The 20,412-nt window shown below is 61.9% G+C and carries 22 protein-coding genes; 8 read left to right on the top strand and 14 right to left on the bottom strand.

The genetic code is table 11. The features are described from left to right. Positions 1-4: 4 nt before the first annotated feature. Complete coding sequence (locus ACJ8HA_RS10360) at positions 5-988, bottom strand: nitrilase family protein (protein WP_025302090.1); 984 nt, start codon at positions 986-988, stop codon at positions 5-7. A gap of 91 nt (positions 989-1,079) precedes the next feature. On the opposite strand from ACJ8HA_RS10360, the gene ACJ8HA_RS10355 reads away from it, so the two are divergent. Then, positions 1,080-1,952: a LysR family transcriptional regulator gene (locus ACJ8HA_RS10355; RefSeq protein ID WP_127146407.1), complete on the top strand. Its 873-nt coding sequence runs from the start codon at positions 1,080-1,082 to the stop codon at positions 1,950-1,952. A gap of 4 nt (positions 1,953-1,956) precedes the next feature. On the opposite strand, the gene ACJ8HA_RS10350 is transcribed toward ACJ8HA_RS10355, so the two are convergent. From ACJ8HA_RS10350 to ltnD, 6 genes are all read right to left on the bottom strand, one after another. Beyond that, positions 1,957-2,487: a GNAT family N-acetyltransferase gene (locus ACJ8HA_RS10350; RefSeq protein WP_025302092.1), complete on the bottom strand. Its 531-nt coding sequence runs from the start codon at positions 2,485-2,487 to the stop codon at positions 1,957-1,959. A 63-nt stretch (positions 2,488-2,550) separates the two neighbouring features. Beyond that, on the bottom strand, positions 2,551-3,921 hold the full coding sequence (locus ACJ8HA_RS10345) for a GntP family transporter (protein ID WP_048795956.1): 1,371 nt from the start codon (positions 3,919-3,921) through the stop codon (positions 2,551-2,553). 106 nt (positions 3,922-4,027) lie between these two features. Continuing rightward, positions 4,028-4,804 (bottom strand): 2-oxo-tetronate isomerase, encoded by a 777-nt coding sequence (gene otnI, locus ACJ8HA_RS10340; RefSeq protein WP_025302094.1) that lies wholly within the window; start codon positions 4,802-4,804, stop codon positions 4,028-4,030. A 3-nt stretch (positions 4,805-4,807) separates the two neighbouring features. Continuing rightward, positions 4,808-5,440, bottom strand: coding sequence for a 3-oxo-tetronate 4-phosphate decarboxylase (gene otnC, locus ACJ8HA_RS10335; RefSeq protein WP_038629064.1), 633 nt, complete (start codon positions 5,438-5,440; stop codon positions 4,808-4,810). Further along, a complete protein-coding gene (otnK, locus tag ACJ8HA_RS10330) occupies positions 5,437-6,696 on the bottom strand; it encodes a 3-oxo-tetronate kinase (RefSeq protein ID WP_442515326.1) in 1,260 nt (419 codons plus the stop codon). The genes otnC and otnK overlap by 4 nt, the downstream gene beginning before the upstream one ends. Beyond that, positions 6,696-7,610 (bottom strand): L-threonate dehydrogenase, encoded by a 915-nt coding sequence (ltnD, locus tag ACJ8HA_RS10325; protein WP_197790556.1) that lies wholly within the window; start codon positions 7,608-7,610, stop codon positions 6,696-6,698. The genes otnK and ltnD overlap by 1 nt, the downstream gene beginning before the upstream one ends. A gap of 283 nt (positions 7,611-7,893) precedes the next feature. On the opposite strand from ltnD, the gene ygbI reads away from it, so the two are divergent. After that, on the top strand, positions 7,894-8,664 hold the full coding sequence (gene ygbI / locus ACJ8HA_RS10320; RefSeq protein WP_442515325.1) for a DNA-binding transcriptional repressor YgbI: 771 nt from the start codon (positions 7,894-7,896) through the stop codon (positions 8,662-8,664). 101 nt (positions 8,665-8,765) lie between these two features. Here ygbI and ACJ8HA_RS10315 read toward each other — a convergent pair whose 3' ends face one another. The 4 genes from ACJ8HA_RS10315 to ACJ8HA_RS10300 all read right to left on the bottom strand — a co-directional run bounded on the left by ACJ8HA_RS10315 (position 8,766) and on the right by ACJ8HA_RS10300 (position 11,469). Further along, a complete protein-coding gene (locus tag ACJ8HA_RS10315; protein ID WP_442515324.1) occupies positions 8,766-9,341 on the bottom strand; it encodes a hypothetical protein in 576 nt (191 codons plus the stop codon). A 122-nt stretch (positions 9,342-9,463) separates the two neighbouring features. Next, positions 9,464-10,231: a molybdopterin-dependent oxidoreductase gene (locus ACJ8HA_RS10310; protein WP_025302099.1), complete on the bottom strand. Its 768-nt coding sequence runs from the start codon at positions 10,229-10,231 to the stop codon at positions 9,464-9,466. Then, positions 10,224-10,829, bottom strand: coding sequence for a cytochrome b/b6 domain-containing protein (locus ACJ8HA_RS10305; RefSeq protein WP_049203409.1), 606 nt, complete (start codon positions 10,827-10,829; stop codon positions 10,224-10,226). The genes ACJ8HA_RS10310 and ACJ8HA_RS10305 overlap by 8 nt, the downstream gene beginning before the upstream one ends. Before the next feature lie 13 nt (positions 10,830-10,842). Beyond that, positions 10,843-11,469, bottom strand: coding sequence for a hypothetical protein (locus ACJ8HA_RS10300; protein ID WP_281041609.1), 627 nt, complete (start codon positions 11,467-11,469; stop codon positions 10,843-10,845). Between the two features lie 140 nt (positions 11,470-11,609). Here ACJ8HA_RS10300 and ACJ8HA_RS10295 point away from each other — a divergent pair, with 140 nt between their 5' ends. Together ACJ8HA_RS10295 and ACJ8HA_RS10290 are read left to right on the top strand one after the other, a co-directional pair. Further along, positions 11,610-12,281: a heavy metal response regulator transcription factor gene (locus ACJ8HA_RS10295; RefSeq protein WP_016928497.1), complete on the top strand. Its 672-nt coding sequence runs from the start codon at positions 11,610-11,612 to the stop codon at positions 12,279-12,281. Continuing rightward, a complete protein-coding gene (locus ACJ8HA_RS10290) occupies positions 12,278-13,696 on the top strand; it encodes a heavy metal sensor histidine kinase (protein ID WP_442515323.1) in 1,419 nt (472 codons plus the stop codon). The genes ACJ8HA_RS10295 and ACJ8HA_RS10290 overlap by 4 nt, the downstream gene beginning before the upstream one ends. 13 nt (positions 13,697-13,709) lie before the next feature. Here ACJ8HA_RS10290 and ACJ8HA_RS10285 read toward each other — a convergent pair whose 3' ends face one another. Both ACJ8HA_RS10285 and ACJ8HA_RS10280 read right to left on the bottom strand, forming a co-directional pair. Next, positions 13,710-15,176, bottom strand: a complete 1,467-nt coding sequence (locus ACJ8HA_RS10285; protein WP_025302103.1) for a sensor histidine kinase — start codon at positions 15,174-15,176, stop codon at positions 13,710-13,712. A gap of 3 nt (positions 15,177-15,179) precedes the next feature. Beyond that, positions 15,180-15,893: a response regulator transcription factor gene (locus ACJ8HA_RS10280; RefSeq protein WP_141997590.1), complete on the bottom strand. Its 714-nt coding sequence runs from the start codon at positions 15,891-15,893 to the stop codon at positions 15,180-15,182. A 150-nt stretch (positions 15,894-16,043) separates the two neighbouring features. Here ACJ8HA_RS10280 and ACJ8HA_RS10275 point away from each other — a divergent pair, with 150 nt between their 5' ends. From ACJ8HA_RS10275 to ACJ8HA_RS10260, 4 genes are read left to right on the top strand one after another with little or no spacing between them, the layout of a single operon-like run. Then, on the top strand, positions 16,044-16,655 hold the full coding sequence (locus ACJ8HA_RS10275; RefSeq protein WP_049295258.1) for a cytochrome b/b6 domain-containing protein: 612 nt from the start codon (positions 16,044-16,046) through the stop codon (positions 16,653-16,655). A 10-nt stretch (positions 16,656-16,665) separates the two neighbouring features. Next, on the top strand, positions 16,666-17,442 hold the full coding sequence (locus tag ACJ8HA_RS10270; protein WP_049295259.1) for a molybdopterin-dependent oxidoreductase: 777 nt from the start codon (positions 16,666-16,668) through the stop codon (positions 17,440-17,442). Positions 17,443-17,501: 59 nt separating this feature from the next. Next, positions 17,502-17,792 carry a pentapeptide MXKDX repeat protein gene (locus ACJ8HA_RS10265; RefSeq protein WP_442515322.1) on the top strand — a complete coding sequence of 97 codons (291 nt, stop codon included), beginning with the start codon at positions 17,502-17,504 and terminating at the stop codon, positions 17,790-17,792. Between the two features lie 51 nt (positions 17,793-17,843). Continuing rightward, complete coding sequence (locus tag ACJ8HA_RS10260) at positions 17,844-18,314, top strand: YkgB family protein (protein WP_004939115.1); 471 nt, start codon at positions 17,844-17,846, stop codon at positions 18,312-18,314. Positions 18,315-18,358: 44 nt separating this feature from the next. On the opposite strand, the gene ACJ8HA_RS10255 is transcribed toward ACJ8HA_RS10260, so the two are convergent. Further along, complete coding sequence (locus ACJ8HA_RS10255) at positions 18,359-20,398, bottom strand: choline transporter (protein WP_004939112.1); 2,040 nt, start codon at positions 20,396-20,398, stop codon at positions 18,359-18,361. Between the last annotated feature and the right edge of the window lie 14 nt (positions 20,399-20,412).

Below are 20,412 nucleotides of genomic sequence, written 5' to 3'. Positions count from 1 at the left end.
TCTGTTATCGGCTGCCGCGCCCCGTCGGCTGTGTCGAAAAGCGCGCGCTGCGGGCATCGCGTTCATAGCCTTGCGGTTCGGTCAACAACCCGTACAGCTCGGGGCGGCGTCCGTAAATCCAGCGGCGGCCGGTGCTGAGCGGGATCAGCGTCAGATCGAGATCGGCGCTGACCAGCCGGTCTTCCGCCGCCCAGGTCTCCGCTACGATGCGGCCGTAAGGATCGAGGATCATCGCGTTGCCGGTGCGTATTTCATCGTCATCGCGGCCCACGCCGTTGCTGAACAGCAAGAACAGCCCGTTGTCGTGAGCGCGCGACGGCAGCCAGCGCATTAGCCAGCCGCGGCCGTGTTCGCCGCGAAAGGCGGCTTCTATCGCCTGCGGATCTTCCACCCGCCGCTGCCACAGCGCCTGCGGGATCGGCTTCATGCCGTGCGGGCTGCGCGAATGGGTGCCGCCGGTCTGGTGCGGGGCGATCAGCACGTCCGCGCCCAGCAGCGCCGTTGCGCGCACATTCTCCACCAGATTGTTGTCCCAGCAGATCAATACGCCCACGCGTACGCCCCAGGGGGTATCGAACACCGTATAGCGGTCGCCGCTGGCGATAGCCGGGTGCTCGAAGGCGTGCAGTTTGCGGTGCACATGCAGTTCGCCGTCCGGCAGACAAACGGCATAGGCGTTGTAACACCGGCCATCATCGCCCAGCTCGATCAGCCCGACGCCAATCGCCATGTTGTAACGCTCAGCCAGCGGGCGAATGCGCGCCAGCGAGGGGCTGCTCACGATCGGTTCCGCCAGCGCCCGCACTTCGGCGTCGGACAGATGGCGCACGTGCCAATAGCCGGTGACGCACATTTCCGGGAAGGCCAGCAGCTGTACCTGCTGCTCGGCCGCCTGAGCGATAAAGCGCTCCATGGTCGACAGGTTGTAATTTTTATCGTTGGCGCGATGCTGGAATTGCACCGTGGCGGCGCGTAATGAGATGGTCATGGTGTCTCTCCGGTTAGGGTCTGCGTTGATTACAGCAGGCGAATTGATTACTGTATAATCAATTAAATTCCCTGTTCGATAACTTAATGGAATGGATATAAAACAACTGCGCGCCCTGGTGGCGCTGGCCGAGCAGGGCAACTATCGTCAGGCGGCGAGCCGGCTATGCATCAGCCAACCGGCGCTGAGCAAGCAAATTCAGGCGCTGGAAACCCAGCTCGGCGTTCGATTGTTCGAGCGTGGCCGACAGGGGGCGGTGCTCACCGCCGGCGGGCAGCGGCTCTACCCGGAGGCGCAGGTGCTGGTGGCGCAGTACCAGCAGTTTCAGCAGCGCGCTCGGCGGGTGGCGCTCGGGGAAGCGGGGCGGCTGTCGCTGGGATTTGGCCTTTCCAGTTTTCATCTGGCACCGCAGCTGGTGGCCGCCTTTCGCCAACGGTTCCCCGAGGTAGCGATCGGCCTCGAAGATCTGCCGTCCGAACGCCAGTATCAGCTGTTGCTGCAGGGAGAGTTGCAGGCGGGGTTCGTGCGCTTGCCGGTCAATACGCCGCTGTGCGGCGTCGCGTTGTTGAGCGATCGGTTGGTGCTGGCTGCGCCGGGTGCGCTGGCGCTACGTGCCGACGACCTGATGGCGCGTTTCAATCTGCTGCCGCTGTTGCAGTTGACGCCGAAACGCGGGCGCGGGCTGAGCGATCAGTCGCTGCGGTTTATCGCCGCTCACCGGTTGACGCCGAACGTGGTGCAGCAGGCCGGTGATATCCAAACGTTGTTGGCGCTGGTCGCCGCCGGCGTCGGTGTCGCGCTGCTGCCGCACAGCATCACGCATATCGCGCCGGCCGGCATCGACATTTTACCGCTGAGCGGCGAGGAGACGGAGTGGCAGGTCGGTATCGCCTGGGATCCGCAGCGCACCGACGCGCTGCGGGACAACTTCATTCAGACGGCGTTGGCGGTGCAACGCGCTTAGGCATTCAAAGCGGGCAATGCATCACCACGATCGGGCTCTGGTGATACTCGCTGCGGTGGCTTTCGCTGAAGCCGACCTTTTTCGCCAACGCCAGCGAAGCCTGGTTTTCAGGCGAGATGATGCAGACGGTTTTTTCCCCCGGCAGGTGCGTTTTCCCCCAGGCCAGCGCCGCCCGCAGCGCCTCGGTGGCATAGCCTTTGCCGTGCGCCGAACTCACCAGCGTCCAGCCCATCTCCGGCGCATCGAGCGCTGGGGTGATGTCGCGCAGGAAGTCGGAGAAGCCGATGCTGCCGAGATACTCGCCGCTCTGTTTGTCACGCACCGCCCAATACCCGTACCCCAACAGCGCCCAGTGGCCGACGTAGCGCATCAGGCGCCCCCAGGAGTCTTCTCGGTCGCGCGGGGTGCCGCCGATATAGCGTACCACCAGCGGATCGGCCCACAGAGCGGCCAGCGAGTCGAAGTCGTCCAGCGTGTGTGCGTCCAGCCGCAGGCGTTCGGTGACAAGCGTTGGCGCGGTGTTGATTACGGTCATGTTGCTGCTCCTGCACAGGGTGAAAGGCGATGAAAAACAACGGCGTTCAGTATGCCAGAGAAATCACACCGCCAGCCACAATAGCCAGGTGAACAGAAAGCCGCTCAGACCGAGCAGGGTGGTCAGCACCGTCCAGGTCTTCAGGCCATCGGCCACCGACAGCCCCAAATAGCGCGTGACGATCCAAAAACCGGAGTCGTTGACGTGGGAAAGCCCCAGCCCGCCAAAACAGGTCGCCAACGTCACCAGCACCAACTGCAGCTGATTCAGCCCGCTGACCGCTTCCGACAACAGGCCACCGGTGGTCAGGATCGCCACGGTGGCGGAACCCTGTGAAGCGCGCAGCGCCAGCGAAATGATAAAGGCGGCGGGTACCAGCGGCAGGCCGATGGCCGTCAGTACTTCGGCCAGCGCCTTGCCGACGCCGGATTCCACCAGCACCTTGCCGAACACGCCGCCCGCGCCAGTCACCAGGATCACCACCGCGGCGGTCGGCAGCGCGGCGCCCATCACGTCGCTGGCGTGTTGCAGGCTCCAGCCGCGGCGCAGCGCCAGGAAATAGAAGGCCAGCAGCAGGGCTATCATCAGCGCCACCGCCGGCGAGCCCAGCAGAGACAGCGCATCGCGCAGCGCCGAACCTGCCGGCAACAGCGTGGCGGAGACGGTGCCGAGCATGATGATGGCGATCGGGATGACGATCAGCGCCGCCACCAGGCCGGCGCCAGGCGGGTTGATGCGATCGCTGAGGGGCGCTTGCCCTTCCGGACGCGGCTCCGGCGCCGCCAGCTGCAGCTGTTCCAGCACCTCTATCGATAATGGATAGGTTTTGCGGTTGAGGTAGTTGGCGGCGAAATAGCCGATCACGCCGACCGGGATACAGATCGCGAGGCCGATGATGGTCAGCCAACCGATGTCGGCGTTGAGCAAGCCGGCGGCGGCGACCGGGCCGGGGTGTGGCGGTAGCGCGACGTGTACCGTCAACATCACGCCGGCCATCGGCAGGCCGAACTTCAGCGGTGACACTTTGGCGACCTTGGCGAAGCCGTAAATAATCGGCGCCAGAATGATAAAGCCGACGTCGAAGAACACCGGAATGCCGAGGATAAATGCAGCGAGGGTCAGCGCGGCGACGGTATGTTTCGGCCCCAGCCCCTGGCTGAAGCGCTGCGCCAGCGACTCGGCGCCGCCTGAGTGTTCGATCATGCGCCCGAGCATCGCCCCCAGACCGATGATGATGGTCACCGAGCCGAGCACGCCGCCCATCCCGGCGGTCATTACTTTCATCACTTCACCGGTCGGAATGCCGCTGGCCAACGCCACCAGCAGACTGACCACCAACAGCGCGACAAAGGGCTGCACCTTCGCCTTAATCACCATCAATAACAGCAGCACCACGCCGAGTACGGCAATCAGCAACAGCAGAGAGGTAGACATGAAAAAAGCCTTTCGTTGGGTAAGCGTTGGGCACCGCGATCGCCGCGTGGCGATACGGGTGCGTTTCATTGTTATAAAATCGATTTCCTGGTGTCGGCGTGCGGCTTTAGCGGTAAGGCTTCAGCCAGCCGAGCCCGGCGGCGGTGTCGCCGCGCGGGCGGTATTCGCAACCGATCCAGCCCTGATAGCCGAGCGCATCCAGCTTGTCGAACAGCCACGGGTAATTCAGTTCGCCCTCGTCAGGCTCATGGCGATCCGGCACCGAGGCTATCTGGATATGCGCGTAGCGCCCGGCCAGCGTCTCCAGCAGCCCGCTGATATTGCCGTCCACCAACTGCGCGTGGAAAAAGTCGAACTGAATGAACACGTTCGGTCTTTCGATCGCCGCCACCGCTTCCGCCGCCTGATGTTGACTGGCGAACAGGTAGTCGGGCTTGACCGGCGGGCTGAGCGCTTCGATCAGCACCTTGACGCCGTGCGGGGCGAAGGCGTCGGCGGCATAGCGCGCATTGGCGATAAAGGTGTCGAGATAACGCTGTCGATCAGCGCCTGCGGGCACTACGCCGGCCATCAGGTGCACGCAGGGGCAGGAAAGGGCGATGGCGTAGGCCAGCGCGCGATCGATATCGGCGCGCGCATCCCGCTCGCGGCCCGGCAGCGCCGCCAGCCCCCACTCACCGGTGGCGGCATCACCGGGCGCGGTGTTGAACAGCACTTGTTGCAGGCCGTGTTCGCGCAGCTTCTCGGCCAACAGCTCCGCGGGATGCTCGTAAGGGAACAGGAATTCCACCGCGTTGAAGCCCTGTGCGGCAGCGGCGGCGAAGCGATCGAGGAATGGCACCTCGGTAAACATCATCGACAAATTGGCGGCAAATTTAGGCATGGTTCAGCTCCGTAATTCGGCAATTTCATCATCGGTCAAATAGCGGATCGGACGATCGCCGAGGGTGAAGATCAGTCGCGCCGCATCTTCCATCTCTTCGGCATTGTCCGCCGCCGCTCGCAGGTCTTTACCGGTCACCACCGGCCCGTGGTTGGCCAGCAAAAAGGCACGGTGGGTCGGCGCCAGGCGGGCCAGATCCTGTGCCAGCCTTTCGTCGCCGGGCCGGTAGTAAGGCACCACCGGCACCTTGCCGACGCGCATCACCACATAGGGGGTGAACGGTTTGATGGCGTTGTCGGCGTCCAGCCCCTGCAGGCAAGAGAGCGCCGTGAGGTAGGTGCAATGCAAGTGCACGACCGCTTTGCATTCCGGGTTGTTCAGATAGAGCGCCCGATGAAAGCTGATCTCTTTCGACGGTTTGTCGCCGGAGAGCCAGTCGCCGTTCAGGCTCACTTTAGACAGGCGGTCGGCCTGCAGCTCGCCGAGACAGGAGCCGGTCGGCGTCGCCAGCAGCGCGCCGTCCGGCAGCAACAGCGAGAGGTTGCCGGCAGAGCCGGTGGCGTAGCCGCGTTGGAAAAACGAGGCGCCCAGGCGCACCATCTCTTCACGCGCCTGCTGTTCGGTGGTCATGCTCATACTGAAAACTCCGTTTGCGCGCGTGAGAAGAAGGCTTCATCGCCAAAATTGCCTGATTTCAACGCCAGGGAAATGGCCCGATCGCTGGCGCGCACCCAGGGAACGCCGGGGGAAATGCTGGGGCCGATATGGAAGCCGCGAATGCCCAGCGCCTGCGTGACCACGCCGGAGGTTTCGCCGCCGGCGACGATAAAGCGGCTGAACCCCAACTGATGCAGTTGCACCACCAGTTCGGCGAACAAGGCTTCTACCGCTTCGCTGGCGGCGGCGCCATGCCGTTGTTGCGTTTGCTGCAGCGACTCCGGCGATGCAGTGGCGTAGATCAGCGGGGCAAGCGCTTCCCCGGTATGGCGCTGCGCCCAATGCGCCAACTCGGCGGCGTAGGCCGCTCGCGCCTGCGGATCGAGACAGCGGCCGATATCGATGGCCTGCGCCGCCGCGCGTTCACGGTAGTGCGCCACCTGCCGGTTGGTCATCACAGAACACGAGCCCGACAGCACCGCCGCTTTTTCCCCCTGCGGCGCACCGGCCGCCTCTGCCGAACGTTCGCCATTCTGCGCCCATTGACGCGCCAGGCCGATCGCCAGGCCCGAACCGCCGGTCACCAGCTTCATCGTTTTCAACGCTTCACCCTGGGTGAGCAGATGCCGTTCGTTGAGCGTATCCAGCACTGCGTAGCGCACGCCGTCCTGCGCCAATTGCTGCAGCTTCTCGCTGACCGCCTCGGCGCCGCGATCCATTTCTGCCGCCGTCACCAGCCCACAGCGTCCGGTGGCCTGGGATTCCATCAGGCGAAGCAGGTTGCTGTCGGTCATTGGCGTGACCGGGTGATGACGCATGCCGGATTCAGACAACAGCTGTTCCCCGACAAACAGGTGGCCCTGATAGACCGTGCGGCCGTTTACCGGCAACGCCGGTGAGACAACCGTGAAATTTTCTCCCAGCGCGGCGAGCAGAGCATCGGTCACCGGGCCGATATTGCCCTGTGCGGTGCTGTCGAAGGTGGAGCAGTACTTGAAGTAGAACTGACGGCAGCCCTGTTCTTGCAGCCAGGCCAGCGCCTGCAACGACTGTTCGACCGCCTGCTCTGCCGGGCAGGAACGCGATTTCAGGCTAATGACCGCCGCCTGTGCGTTTATTTGCGTTTCGTCTTGCGGCACGCCATTCAGCTGCACCGTCGGCAGGCCATTTTGCACCAGAAAACTGGCGATGTCGGTCGCGCCGGTAAAGTCATCCGCGATTACGCCAAGCAGCATCAGAGCGCCTCCTTTTTTTGCGGCAAATCAATGCCGGCAAAGATTTTGATTACCGCACTGTCGTCTTCTTTACCGTAGCCGGCGTTGCTGGCGGCGGTAAACATGGTGAAGGCGGTGGAGGCCAGCGGCAGCGGGAAATGCAGCGCCTTGGCGGTATCCGCCACCAGCCCCAGATCCTTGACGAAGATATCCACCGCCGATTTGGGCGTATAGTCGCCGTCGACCACGTGGCGCATGCGATTTTCGAACATCCAGGAGTTGCCGGCGGCGTGGGTGACCACGTCGTACATCACGTCCAGCGGGATGCCGGCGCGGGCGGCCAGCGCCATGGCTTCCGCGCCGGCGGCGATGTGTACGCCAGCCAACAGCTGGTGGATGATTTTTACCGTCGCGCCCAGGCCGATCGTTTCGCCGATGTGGTAAACCTTGCCGGCGATGGCGTCCAGCACGGGTTGCAGGCGCTCGAAGGTGGCGTCTGCGCCGGCGGCCATCACCGTCATCTGGCCTTCCTCTGCCTTGGCCGCTCCGCCGGAAACCGGCGCATCCAGCATCGGCAGCCCGTAGTCCAGCAGCCGTTGCTCGATCTGTTTGGCGTCATCGGCGGAAATGGTCGAACAGACCATCACCGCGGTGCCCGGCTTGAGCTTTGGCGCCAGGCCTTGTTCGCCGAACAGGATCTGCTTCACCTGGGCGGCGTTCACCACCAGCAGCAGCACGGCGTCCAACTCGGCGGCGAAGTCGCACGCGCTGGAGGACGTTTGCTTCGCGCCGGCCTGTTGCAGCGCCGCCAGTGCCTGCGGATTCAGGTCCGCCCCGTAGGTGGTCAATCCGGCGCGGAGGCACGAGCGCGCCGCGCCCATGCCCATCGCCCCCAGCCCGATGACGCAAACGGCATAATTCCCTGGGTGTGTCATACTGCACTCCTGTTAATTTTAGTGATAATTTGTTTTGTTGTGTTAAATGTAAGCGCTTAGTGGCCGTTTATCCGCGATCGATATCACAATAATTAACAATGTGTGAAACGAATTTTTCGGGTGATTTCTGGTCCGTATCGACATTACTATTATGTTTTTAAATAAGATTATGTTTACCTGACCTAACTGCGCTCGCCGTCACGCCGCGAAAAATTAGGGCTATCGGCGAACGAAAATTGACGTAAAATCACAATTATTATCACCGCAGCAACGAGAGGGAACCGTGATACCTGTAGAACGCCATCAACAAATTCTTGCGCTGGTATCCGAACGCGGCGTCGTCAGCATTGCCGAGCTGACCGAACGGCTGGGGGTGTCGCACATGACGATCCGCCGCGATTTGCAAAAGCTGGAGGAACAGGGCGCGGTGCAGTCGGTCTCGGGCGGCGTGCAGGCGCCTGAGCGGGTGGCAAGCGAACCTTCGCACCAGGCCAAAGAAGGGATGTTCAGCCGGCAGAAAATCGCCATTGGCCGGCTGGCGGCGCGGCAAATTCCCGTCAACAGCTGTATTTATCTGGATGCCGGTACCACCACGCTGGCGCTGGCGAAACAGATCGGTGAACGTGAAGATTTGACGGTGGTGACCAACGACTTTGTCATCGCCGGGTTCCTGATAGAGCATAGCCAGTGCCGAATCATCCACACCGGCGGCACCGTGTGCCGGGAAAACCGTTCCTGCGTTGGCGAAGCGGCGGCGCAGGCGCTGCGCGGTCTGTTTATCGATCTGGCGTTTATCTCCGCCTCTTCGTGGAGCATGCGCGGCCTGTCGACGCCGAACGAAGACAAGGTGATGGTGAAGAAGGCCATCGTCGAGGCCAGCCGCCGCCGCATTCTGCTCAGCGATACGTCCAAATACGGCAAGGTCGCGACCTACCTGGCGCTGCCGATTGCTGCCTTTGACGCTGTCATTACCGACGAGGGGTTGCCCGCCGCCGCGCGGGAGGCCATTGAGCAAGCGGGGATTGCATTGCTGACGGCGGGAGAAGAAGAATAAGGACGAACCGGAATCAGGATGAAAGTTCGGTATCGATGCTACGTGCGGGCGGTTCACTGGCTTCAACGCCGCCGCGTTCACGCCATTCGCGGCGCCTTTGTTCAGCCCATTCTTCGTGGAAAGCTTGCATCTCTTTTTGGTGCCGTTCCTTCATGCTCATAGGGATTGGGTGGGATTCTGCCGTTAACAGGCGGGATTTCGATGACATATAATCCGTCCTCAATAAGCGCTTGGTTGTACAAATAATGTACGCGATGCGCGTGTTTTTTCAAGAGCGAGTCGTAAATTCTGGCTAACGCTGGCCTGAGCGGTACGCTGAAAACCAATCTTGCTTGGTATTGCGCCACAAAAGTGACGATCGCCAGGCCGATGCCATTAATGAAGAGTTGTTCTCGTTCATCTCGGGTGTACGCCATCCTGGTATAGGTATCAAATAAGGATCTGGTTACTTCGGCGCGGGTTTCCAATGCTCTTACATCGTACAGTTCCATGACGTAAGCATTGTCCAATACTTCCGGGGCAGGATACGCCCCAATAAGCCATTGACGCATCCTTAACGTCGCTTTTTTAAAATCAAGGTAATACGCAGCAACGCTGCTGGCTTTTTTATAAACCGTTATTCTGTACCTATACTCCGTGACAGGTCGCGCATTGATCTCCCTCACATCAATATCCATGATAAAATCCTTTTTACTATTATTTTCCCTATAGTTATCCCCTTTGTGACGAACAGATTATTAACCGCGGCGGAGACGATCCTCCAGCCGCCGATGAAAGTTGTGCGCAGCGCCGCGCAAAACTAAATGCCGCTGAACCAGTTGTAGCCCTGATCTTCCCAATACCCGCCTGGATTGACGTCGCTGACGAAGATCGCGGCGATATGTTTGGCGTTTTTGAACCCCAGTTTGGTCGGCACGCGCAGCCGCAACGGGTAGCCATAGTCAGCCGGCAGCGCCTTGCCGCCGAAATCCAGCGCCAAGATGGTCTGCGGGTGCAGCGCGGTGGCCATGTCGAGGCTGGCGTAGTAACGATCGGCGCATTTGAAGCCGACGTAACCGGCATTCAGATCCGCGCCGACGTGCTGCAGAAAGGTGCGCAGCGGCACGCCTCCCCATTGACCAATGGCGCTCCAGCCCTCAATGCAGATCAGACGCGTGATCTGGCTTTGCTGCGGCAGCCGCTGCAGCTGTTCCAGCGTCCAGGGGGCTTTTTTCTCCACCTTCCCCGCGACCTCAAGCCGGTAGCCAGCGAGATCGATCTCGGGGACGTTGTATTCCGGGTAAAACGCGTTGAAGGGGAAAGGGTGGGTGATCTGGTCCGGCCGGTAAGTTTGCGCCAGCCGCTGGCCGCTGAACAGCCAGGCCTGCACCCGGTCGTTCCAGCGCGACATAGCCCACAGCACCTTATCCACCCGATCGCCGTCTTGCAGGTTGCAACCGGTGAGCATGGCGATGCCGCCCAGTGTCAGCCCGGAGCGCAGCATCAGGCGGCGCTGCAGATTGACCAGCTGCTTTTTTTGGTCCGGTTCCAGTTTTGGCGCGGTTGCCCGCGGCTTTTTCTCATTCATGTTTGCCACCCGTTATCATCGCCCACAGCGTTTTGGGCACGACAGCCACCATAAAGACGTGGATCGCCACAAACAGGCCAATGCCGGCCATGGCGAAGAAATGCACGTAGCGCGCGAAATCGAAGCCGCCAAACAGGGCGACCAATCCCTGCAGCTGAACCGGCTTCCAAATCGCCAGGCCGGACAGCACCAGTAATAGCCCCAGCGCCAGTACGCCGAGGTACATCAGTTTCTGAATGGCGTTATAGCGGCCATGCCGGTGGCGCAGGCGCAGCGTCAACGCCAGCCAGATATCCTGCCGCAGCGCGCCGAGGCGAAGCGGCAACAGATCGCGGCGAAAATGACCGCTGAACAGGCTCCACAACAGATAGCAGACGGCGTTGAGCGCCAATAGCCACATCACCGCCAAATGCCAACCAATCGCGCCGCCCAGCCAACCGCCCAGCGTCATCTGCGGCGGAAAGCGGAAATCGAACAGCGGCGAGGCGTTGTAGATTTCCCAACCGCTCATGAACATGCACACCATGGCGAACAGGTTGATCCAATGAGTGATTCGAACCGGCCAGCGATGCACCGGCGGCGACGCGTTGGTCTTCATGGCTTTCCTCCGGTTACATCGGCGGCACAGTGCCGTCTTTGCCGGCGGAAATGCGGGTGGCGATGCGTTCGCCCTTATCGTCGGCGGCGGAGAACAGCACGATGTGCACGCCCGGTTTCAGCAGGCTCAGATCGCCCGGATCCAGCGTCACGATCGGCACGTCTTCCGGCACGACGACGGTTTTCTGCTGGTTGCCGTAGGTGACGGTCAGGGTGCGGCCGTTGGATTTCACCAGTTTACCGACGGTGCCGTTGGTCATGGTGTCCACTTTGCCGTCGGCGGATTCCCAGGCCGAGTGCCCTTCGCCGGTGCCGCGCAGGCTGGCGGCGAACACGTGCACTTCCAGCGCTTTGAGCGTGCCGTCCGGCTGCGGCACGGCGGCGGTGCCGATAAAACTGTCCGGTTTGATGTCGTCCAGCGTGGCTTTGGAAACGCTGAGCACTTTGGTCTGATCGTTCAGCTTGACGCTGAGTGTCTCGCCTTTGCGATCGGTCAGTTGCAGATTGCCGTCGGCAACCTGGCTGATGGTGCCGCGTAGCGGCGCAATCACCTTGCCCGGCGGTTGGGCGGCGGCGGCCAAGCCGCTGGACAGCAGCAACGTGGATAACAATAAACCGGCTATACGATGACGGGTAATCATAACGTTCTCCTGAAATGAGTTTGCCGGTTAAGCATGGTTGACCTACTGGGTCAGCGCCATGGCCGTTTGATGACATTAATGTCATCAAGTTTGTCCGCCGAAACTGCTAGTATTTTTGCAGACGTAACGAGGTGGCGAGCATGCGAATACTGGTAGTTGAAGACGATATCGGCACAGGGGATTACCTGAAGAAAGGGCTGGGTGAGGCGGGCTACGGCGTCGATTTGGCGCGCACCGGCACCGATGGGCTGTTTCGCGCGTTGGAGCAGGATTACGATGCGATCGTGCTCGACGTGATGCTGCCGGGGCTGGACGGCTGGCAGGTCATCGAGGTGCTGCGCAAGAAAAGCGACGTACCGATCCTGTTTCTCACCGCCCGCGACGGCGTGCAGGATCGCATCCACGGTCTGGAGCTGGGCGCGGACGACTATCTTATCAAGCCGTTTTCCTTTACCGAGCTGGTGCTGCGTTTGCGCACCTTGCTGCGCCGCGGGCCGGCGCGCGAAGCCGATCATTACGCCATCGCCGATCTGCAGTTGGACGTATTGCGCCGCCGGGCGGTGCGCCAGGATCAGGTGATCCCGTTGACCAACAAGGAGTTCATGCTGCTGCATCTGCTGGTGCGGCGCGAAGGCGAAGTGCTGTCGCGCACGCAGATAGCCTCTCAGGTGTGGGACATGAATTTCGACAGCGACACCAATGTGGTTGACGTGGCGATCAAACGCCTGCGCGCCAAGATAGATCGGCCGTTCGACGTCAAGCTGATCCACAGCGTGCGCGGCATCGGCTATGTTTGCGAGCCGCGCTCGTGAACGCCCGCGCTTCACGTCGGCCGGTGTCGCTGACGCTGCGCACCGCCATGCTGTTCGCGCTGGTGGCCGCCTGCGTGGTGAGCGGGGCGGGCTGGTATCTGTTCGGCGCCATGCGTCAGGAAATGACGCTCCGCAGCGATCTGCAGGTGACCGGGCGCATCGAGTATTTCCGCCATTTACTGGGGCAGCGCTTTCCTTTGGCGCGTCTGACCGCCAATAACGGCCTGTTCGAAAATATGCTGGGCAATGAACAGGACGTGCTGATTTTCCAAATCCCGGGGCAAAAGCCGCTCATCAATGTGAATCCGGCCAGGGTGGCCCTGCCGCCGATCGCGCCGACGCCGCCCGAACAGGCGCAGACGCTGGCCGCCGTGCGCAGCGGGGAAACGGCGCAGGGGGTGCCGCTGCGCGCCGCTTCGGCGATGGTGCGTCTGGAAGACGGCAGCCTGTTGCAGATCTCCGCCGCGCATGTGATGGCCAACGAGCAGAAGATGCTGGCGCGTTACCTGTGGCGCATCGTCGCGGCGGTCGCGGTGGCTTTCCTGCTGATTGCGCTGCTGGGCTATGGGGTCATGCGGCGGGGATTGAAGCCGTTATGGCGCATGGCGGCGCAGGCGTCGCAGATTGCGCCCAATACGCTGTCGACACGCCTCAGCGAGCAGGGGGCGCCGAAGGAGTTGCAGCAGCTGACCCGTTCGTTCAATGCGATGCTCGATCGGTTGAATGAAGGCTATCAGCGGCTGACGCAATTTTCCGCCGATCTGGCCCATGAGATCCGCACGCCGGTAGGGGCGTTGATGGGCCAGTGCCAGGTGGCGCTTTACCAGCCCCGCAGCGTGGAGGAGTACGAAACCCTGCTGTCGAACAATATGGATGAGCTGGAGCGCATTTCCCGCATGGTGGAAAACATTCTGTTTCTGGCGCGCGCCGGCGAGGCGCAGTCTGCGCTGAACTACAGCCGCCTGGATGTGGCGCTGGAGCTGCGGCGGGTGGCGGATTATTTCGAAGGGCTGGCGGAAGAACGCGGCATTGCGTTGAGCTGCGAAGGGGAAGGCGCGCTGGAGGCGGACGCGATGTTGTTCCAGCGGGCGCTGAGCAACCTGGTGGCCAACGCGGTGCGTTATGCCGACGAAAACAGCCTGATCGTCCTGCGGGCTGAACGGCGCGCCGATGCCTGGTGGGTGCAGGTCATCAATCAGGGGAAGCCGATCGCGCCGGCACAGTTGGAAAAATTGTTCGATCGTTTCTATCGCGCCGATCCCGCACGCAGCGCCGGCAATCATGCCAGTGGGCTGGGGCTGTCTATCGTGCGCGCCATCATGACGCTGCACGGCGGTGAGGTGCGCGCCGAATGTATCGGGCGCGCGCCTGTCGCCAACATCCTCTTCAGCCTGCGGTTCCCGATCGCACAATAACCGTTGTGCCGTGTTAACGCGGCGGAATGGCGAAGCGGAAGCAGGCGCCGCTTTGCGCTTGTTCGATCAGCTGAATATCGCTGTCGTGCAGCTGCAGAATACGCCGCACGATCATCAACCCCAGTCCGCCGGAAGGGCGCCGGGCGCCGCTCAGGACAGACGGGCGCACGAACAGATCGGCGCGCAGCGTCTGCGGAATGCCGGGGCCGCTGTCGCTGACCTGGACCATGACCCGATCGTCCTGCCGCCACAGCCGCACGCCGATGTCGCCGCCGGGCGGCGTATGGCGAATGGCGTTGTCCAACAGGTTGGTCAGCACCCGCTCAATCATGCTGAGATCGGCGAACACCGGCGGAATGCCGGGAGCGATGTCGGCGTGCAGCCGCTGGTTGCGCGCCTCTGCCGCCAGCTCGAACTTCTGGAACACGTCCTGCAACAGCTCGCTGAGGGAGAAGGGCTCTTTCTGCGGCTTCACCACGCCATACTCTAATCGAGCCAGCTCGAACAGCTCCTGCGCCAGCTTGCCCACCTTGCGGCTTTGCGCCAGCGCGATCTCCAGATAGCGCCGCCGATCGGCTTCGCTCAGGGTGGCGGCCTTAACCGACAGCGTCTCCAGATAGCCGTGCAGCGAAGTGAGCGGGGTGCGCAGATCGTGCGAGACGTTGGCGATGAATTCACGCCGCAGCCGATCCTGCTGCGCCAGCGTTTGCCATTGTTCGGCCAGGCGCTGCGCCATGCGGTGGAAGGCCTGTTGCAGCTGGCTGACTTCGTCGCGCCCGGCCGGTACTGCAGGCAGCGCCGCGTAGGCCTGCACCGCCTCAATGCCGCCGCTGTCCAGCGCGCTGACCTGGCGGGTCAGGCGACGGATAGGGCGCGTTACCCAATAAAACGCGAAACCGCCGGCTAGCAGGCTGAACAGCACCATCAACCCAGAAGTCCACAGCGCCATCCTGACCGCCGAGTTGAACTGGGCGTTGCTGGCCAGCGCCGTGTACTCTTCGCCGAGCAAGACCACGTACAGATAGCCTTCGACCCGGCCGTCGACCTTCAGCGGCGCGACGCTGAACACCTTGCGCCCGTCCGCGCTGCGCGGATCGTCGCCATACACCGGCATCTGCGCGCCATCGAGCAGCGCCTGCAGCGGCGCCAGCGCGACCCGCTGCCGCTTCAGATGCCCGGCCGGCGCGGCATTGCCGATAATCGCGCCCTGTTTGTCGAGCAGGTAAACCTCCACGCTGGGGTTCACCGCCATCAGCTGGTCGAACAGGGTATGCACCGCCTGCGGATCCGGCCCGTTCACTCCCAGCAGCGGATTGCTGTCGGCGATATGCTGCGCCAGGTTGCCTGACAGGCGCTGGATCACTGCCTGGCTGTACTGGGTGCTGCTGCGTACCTGCATCCAGCCGGAAAAGGCGCAGCCGATGACGATCAGCAGCGTGAAGATCAGCGTGAGGCGTTGCGCTAACGTAAGGTTTTTCATGGCTCACTCATGCGGCGTGGCCGCGAATTTATAGCCCATGCCCCACACCGTGAGGATGCGCTCGGGTTCCGCCGGGTTGCGCTCGATCTTGATGCGCAGCCGGTTGATATGGGTGTTGACGGTGTGCTCATACCCTTCGTGCTGATAGCCCCAGACCTGATTCAACAGGCTGAGGCGCGAGAACACCTGGCCCGGATGGCGGGCGAAAAAGTACAGCAGGTCGAATTCGCGCGGCGTCAGCTCGACCGGCTGCTGATGCAGGTGCACTTCGCGGGCGATGGGGTCGATGGTCAGATCGTTGAAGCTGAGCACGCCGGCGTCCATGCGCAGGTTGCGGCTCATCGCCTCCTGGCGGCGAAACAGCGCCTTGACTCGAGCCACCAGCTCCAGCATGGAGAAGGGTTTGGCCAGATAGTCATCGGCGCCCAGCTCCAGCCCCAGCACGCGGTGCACCTCGCTGGAGCGCGCGCTGGTGATGATGATCGGCGTGTAGCGCGTCATGGTGCGCGCCCGGCGGCAAATCTCCAATCCGTCCACGCCCGGCAGCATCAGATCGAGGATGAGGGCATCCCAGCCGCCCTGTTCCAGCATCGCCATGCCCTGATTGCCGTCGGCGGCGTGGCTGATGGCGTAACCCTCGTCACGCAGATGCAGCTGCAGCAGCTCGGCGATGTCGCCGTCGTCCTCGACGATCAAAATTCGTTTTGGCTTTTCCATTCTCATTACCGCTGATTGCCCGATCCTCTCTGAAGTCTACACAACCCCCACCGGTGGAGTTATCACATTTTATTTAACTTTGCGTGAGGTCTTGGGGAACAAATCCGGGGAATACTCGGCTCATCGCATCGTTAGCTGGCAGGAATCTTTATGAGCCTCACCCTCACTCCGGAACAACGACAGACCGTACATCCGCTGTGGCTGCGGTTGACGCATTGGCTGAATGCGCTGGCGATGCTGATCATGGTGACCAGCGGCTGGCGCATCTACAACGCTTCGCCGCTGTTCAACTTCAGCTTTTTCAACGAGCTGACGCTCGGGGGCTGGTTGGGCGGCGCGCTGCAGTGGCACTTTGCCGGCATGTGGCTGTTTGGCATCAACGGGCTGTGCTACCTGCTGCTGAACCTCACCAGCGGGCGCTTCAAACGCAAATATTGGCCGCTCAGCCCGAAGCAGTTTCTCGCCGATGTCGGCGCGGCGCTGCGCGGCAGGCTGCAGCACGCCGACCTGCGCCACTACAACATGGTGCAGCGCGTGGCCTATCTGTCGGTGATGCTCCTCGGCGTGATAAGCGCGCTGTCCGGACTGGTGCTGTGGAAATCGGTGCAGTTTCCGCTGCTGCGCACGCTGCTCGGCGGCTATGAGGCGGCGCGCTATATCCACTTTTTCGCCATGTCTGCGCTGGTGGTCTTCGTCGCGATCCATCTGGTGATGGTGGCGCTGGTGCCGCGGACGCTGCTGGCCATGCTGCGCGGGCGTTAAGGAGTTCACGATGAAAAAGGATAAACAGATCATGACGATCGGCGAAGGGCAGGCGATCGTCAAAGAAGCGCAGCGGCTGTTGAGCGCGCCTTCGCGCCGCCGCTTTTTGCGCAATGGCCTGACGCTGGGCGGCATCGCCATGCTCACCGGCTGCGATCTCAGCGACAACGCCAACGTCGAGCAGGCGCTAAGCCGCATGTCGCGCCTCAATGATCGGGTGCAGGGCTGGCTGTTCAACGGCGATCGCCTGGCGCCGGTCTACCCGGAATCGATGATCACCCGGCCGTTCCCGTTCAACGCCTTTTACGCCGAGGAGGACGCGCCGGACATCAACGGCGACGACTATCGGCTGGAAGTGGCGGGGTTGGTGCAGGACAAGCGCGCCTGGAGCCTGCCGCAGCTGCATCGGATGGCGCAGGTCAGCCAGGTGACGCGCCATATTTGCGTTGAGGGTTGGAGCGCCATCGGCAAGTGGGGCGGTGTGCCGTTCGCCACCTTTCTCAAGGCGATCGGCGCGGATCTGAGCGCCCGCTACGTCAGCTTCAAATGCGCCGATGACTACTACACCAGCATCGACATGGCCACCGCGCTGCATCCGCAGACGATTATCGCGCTGACCTACGACGGCCAGATCTTGCCGCGCAAGTACGGCTATCCGATGAAGCTGCGCATGCCGACCAAGCTGGGCTACAAGAATCCGAAGCACATTCAGGTGATCGAGGTCACCAACCACTTCCCGGGCGGTTACTGGGAAGATCAGGGTTACAACTGGTTTGGCGGCAGCTGAGGCGGCCGCCGGCCATTCTCCGGCACTCCGGTGCCTTTGACATGACGGAAGGAAATACCATGAAAAAGTTATTCGCAATCATGATGTGTAGCGCGCTGATGCTGGGTGTGGCCGGCGCCAACGCCGCGGACGGCATGAGCAAAGACGCGATGAAAAAGGACGGCATGAGCCAGATGTCGCACGACGGCATGGCGAAAGATGGGATGAAGAAAGAGTGCATGGGCAAGGACTGCATGAAGAAAGACAAAATGGGCAAAGACGCCATGAAAAAAGAGGGTATGGCGAAAGACGGTATGGCCAAAGACGGTATGAAGAAAGACGAGATGAAAAAGGATGCGATGGGGCACTAAGCCGCCTCACCCCGCGGCCGCAAGCGGCCGCGGGCAACATAAGGAGAGAGGATGATGCTGGCGACATGGCTGCGGCGCTTTCGGCGCTCGAACGGGGACGTTATCTTTATGCGTGCGGCGTTGGTGGTGATCTTCGCCGCCTTCGGCTACGCCAAATGGTTTGATTACGAAGCGCAGGGGTTAGTGCCTCTGATCGGCAACAGCCCGCTGCTGAGCTGGATGCATCAGGCGTTCGGCATTCGCGGCGCCAGTTATGCATTGGGCGTCGCCGAATGGAGCTTCGGTTTACTGTTGCTGGCGGGGTTCTGGTCGCGGCGGCTGGGTTTGCTGGGGGCGATCGGATCGACGGTGACCTACCTGACCACGCTGACGCTGATCTTTTCCACGCCGGGTGCCTGGGAGCCCTCCGCCGGCGGTTTTCCCGCCATGGCCGGGGCCACCAGTTTTTTAATCAAGGATCTGGTGTTGCTGGCCGGCTCCCTGGTGCTGCTGAAGGCCGATTTGCCGGCTGAGCAGGCATAAAAAAGGGCGTAGCCTGGCTACGCCCTCTGGTTATTTCTCGACCGTCACATATCCGGGAAGGTCAGGGTGCCCCCCGGCGCTTCGCGATGAATGTGCAGGAAGTTCAGGTGCTTCTCGTACTGGTCGAGGATATCGCCAATCACCTGTTCCTTGCTGTAGTCCATCAGGTCGTTGCCCTGTGTGCCTTCCATCAGGAAGGTTTCCAGCCGGTAGTAGTGCGATTTACCGGAGCGGGCGCGGTAGGTGAAGCCCGGCACCGAGTAGCGCATCGGCCAGATCTGATAGATGAAGTTCTGTTCCTCGCCCAGGTGCACCAGCAGTTCCAGGTGGTTCAGGCGCTCGTCTTCGGTCGGCGGCACTTCGCTGAACTCCACTTTCGCGCCGCGCAACTCCAGCTCGCGCGCCACGTCCTGCATCGCCGGGCGGCAGACCTTATCCAGCATTTTCTGCGTGTACTGCGTGCCCGGGTAGTTCATCACCCGCGACAGACGCTGTTTCCAATTGAGCACATCGTGGCTGGAGACCGGCACCGGCGCCAGGGTGCTGAGCGCGCTGGCCTTGCGGTAGTCTTCCACCCGCAGCGATTTATACAGCCCGGCCATCACGAAGAAGATCACGAAGCTGAACGGCAGGCCCATGATCACCGTGGTTTTCTGCAGCGCCGGTACGCCGTCGGTCATCAGCATGCCGATGGTCAGCAGGCCGATGGCCACCGACCAGAAAATCCGCAGCCAGTTCGGTGCATCATTATTGATATCGGCCAGGCGCGAGGTGAAGTTACCCAGCACCAGCGAGCCAGAGTCCGCCGAGGTGACGTAGAACAGCAGGCCGGTGATGGTGGCCACCGAGGCGCTGAAGGTGAAGCCGGGGTATTGCGCCAGCAGGCTGTAGAAGCCGCGTTCCGGGAACTGCATCACTTCCTGAGCAAACTCGGCGTTGCCGTGGATGATCTGGTACAGCGCGCTGTTGCCGAAGATAGACAGCCACAGCAGGGTAAACACGAACGGTATGATCAGCGTGCCGACCACGAACTGACGAATGGTGCGCCCGCGCGAGATGCGCGCCAGGAACAGGCCGACGAACGGCGACCACGCCACCCACCAGGCCCAGAAGAACAGCGTCCAGTTGTTCATCCACTCCACCGGCCGATCGAAGGCGAAGCTGTTGAGCGTCATGCCCATAAAGCGGTTGACGTAATCGCCGACGTTGAGCACCAGCGCGTTGAGCAGGAACTCGGTGTCGCCGAAGAACAGCACGAACAGGATCAGGCCCAGCGCCAGCAGCACGTTTAGCTCGGACAGGATGCGGATGCCCTTGTTGACGCCGGAAGTCACCGAGATGGTGGCCATAATCACCGACAGCAGGATCAGCGAGCCCTGCACCGTCAGGTTTTCTGGGATCTCGAACAGCACCTTAAGGCCGTAGTTGAGCTGCACCACGCCGATGCCCAGCGTGGTGGCGATGCCGAAGATGGTGCCGAGCACCGCGGCGATGTCCACGCTGTGGCCGATCGGGCCGTTGATGCGCTTACCGAAGATCGGGTACAGCGCCGAGCGGATGGTCAGCGGCAGATTGTAGCGATAGCTGAAGTAGCCGAGGGCGATGCCCATCAGCGCATACATCGACCAGCCGGTCAGGCCGTAGTGGAACAGCGTCCAGACCATCGCCTGGCGCGCGGCCTCCAGCGTTTGCGCGTCGCCTTCCGGCGGCATCATGTACTGGGTCACCGGCTCGGCGACCGAGAAGAACATCAGGTCGATGCCGATGCCGGCGGCGAACAGCATCGCCGCCCAACTCATCAGGCTGAACTCCGGTTTGGACTGTTCCGGCCCGAGCTTGATGGAACCGAAGCGCGAGGCGGCGATAAACACCACGAACACGATGTACAGCGTCGCCGCCAGCAGGTAGTACCAACCGAAGGTGGTCGACACCCAATTCAGCGTGCGGGTGATCCACTGCCCTGAGAAGTCGGTGAAAAAGATGGTCATCAGCGAGAAGGCCAGGATCAGCCCCGCCGAGGTGAAGAAAACCACAGGGTTGAGGCGGTCCTGCTGCGGTTTGGAGGAGGTTTCGCGTGTTGTCATCGTCATCCTCTGAA

It is taken from the genome of Serratia sp. CY33802 (assembly GCF_052169095.1).
In the GTDB taxonomy this organism is placed as follows: Bacteria; Pseudomonadota; Gammaproteobacteria; order Enterobacterales; family Enterobacteriaceae; genus Serratia; species Serratia bockelmannii.
The sequence above is the reverse complement of the archived record's forward strand: the minus strand, read 5'-3'. Positions and strand labels throughout refer to the sequence as shown.

Bases quoted from the DNA above. Each gene is read 5' to 3' on its own strand.
- ACJ8HA_RS10360 (WP_025302090.1), bottom strand. From the start codon at position 988: ATGACCATCTCATTACGCGCCGCCACGGTGCAATTCCAGCATCGCGCC.
- ACJ8HA_RS10355 (WP_127146407.1), top strand. From the start codon at position 1,080: ATGGATATAAAACAACTGCGCGCCCTGGTGGCGCTGGCCGAGCAGGGC.
- ACJ8HA_RS10350 (WP_025302092.1), bottom strand. From the start codon at position 2,487: ATGACCGTAATCAACACCGCGCCAACGCTTGTCACCGAACGCCTGCGG.
- ACJ8HA_RS10345 (WP_048795956.1), bottom strand. From the start codon at position 3,921: ATGTCTACCTCTCTGCTGTTGCTGATTGCCGTACTCGGCGTGGTGCTG.
- otnI (WP_025302094.1), bottom strand. From the start codon at position 4,804: ATGCCTAAATTTGCCGCCAATTTGTCGATGATGTTTACCGAGGTGCCA.
- otnC (WP_038629064.1), bottom strand. From the start codon at position 5,440: ATGAGCATGACCACCGAACAGCAGGCGCGTGAAGAGATGGTGCGCCTG.
- otnK (WP_442515326.1), bottom strand. From the start codon at position 6,696: ATGCTGCTTGGCGTAATCGCGGATGACTTTACCGGCGCGACCGACATC.
- ltnD (WP_197790556.1), bottom strand. From the start codon at position 7,610: ATGACACACCCAGGGAATTATGCCGTTTGCGTCATCGGGCTGGGGGCG.
- ACJ8HA_RS10315 (WP_442515324.1), bottom strand. From the start codon at position 9,341: ATGGATATTGATGTGAGGGAGATCAATGCGCGACCTGTCACGGAGTAT.
- ACJ8HA_RS10310 (WP_025302099.1), bottom strand. From the start codon at position 10,231: ATGAATGAGAAAAAGCCGCGGGCAACCGCGCCAAAACTGGAACCGGAC.
- ACJ8HA_RS10305 (WP_049203409.1), bottom strand. From the start codon at position 10,829: ATGAAGACCAACGCGTCGCCGCCGGTGCATCGCTGGCCGGTTCGAATC.
- ACJ8HA_RS10300 (WP_281041609.1), bottom strand. From the start codon at position 11,469: ATGATTACCCGTCATCGTATAGCCGGTTTATTGTTATCCACGTTGCTG.
- ACJ8HA_RS10295 (WP_016928497.1), top strand. From the start codon at position 11,610: ATGCGAATACTGGTAGTTGAAGACGATATCGGCACAGGGGATTACCTG.
- ACJ8HA_RS10285 (WP_025302103.1), bottom strand. From the start codon at position 15,176: ATGAAAAACCTTACGTTAGCGCAACGCCTCACGCTGATCTTCACGCTG.
- ACJ8HA_RS10280 (WP_141997590.1), bottom strand. From the start codon at position 15,893: ATGGAAAAGCCAAAACGAATTTTGATCGTCGAGGACGACGGCGACATC.
- ACJ8HA_RS10275 (WP_049295258.1), top strand. From the start codon at position 16,044: ATGAGCCTCACCCTCACTCCGGAACAACGACAGACCGTACATCCGCTG.
- ACJ8HA_RS10270 (WP_049295259.1), top strand. From the start codon at position 16,666: ATGAAAAAGGATAAACAGATCATGACGATCGGCGAAGGGCAGGCGATC.
- ACJ8HA_RS10265 (WP_442515322.1), top strand. From the start codon at position 17,502: ATGAAAAAGTTATTCGCAATCATGATGTGTAGCGCGCTGATGCTGGGT.
- ACJ8HA_RS10260 (WP_004939115.1), top strand. From the start codon at position 17,844: ATGATGCTGGCGACATGGCTGCGGCGCTTTCGGCGCTCGAACGGGGAC.
- ACJ8HA_RS10255 (WP_004939112.1), bottom strand. From the start codon at position 20,398: ATGACAACACGCGAAACCTCCTCCAAACCGCAGCAGGACCGCCTCAAC.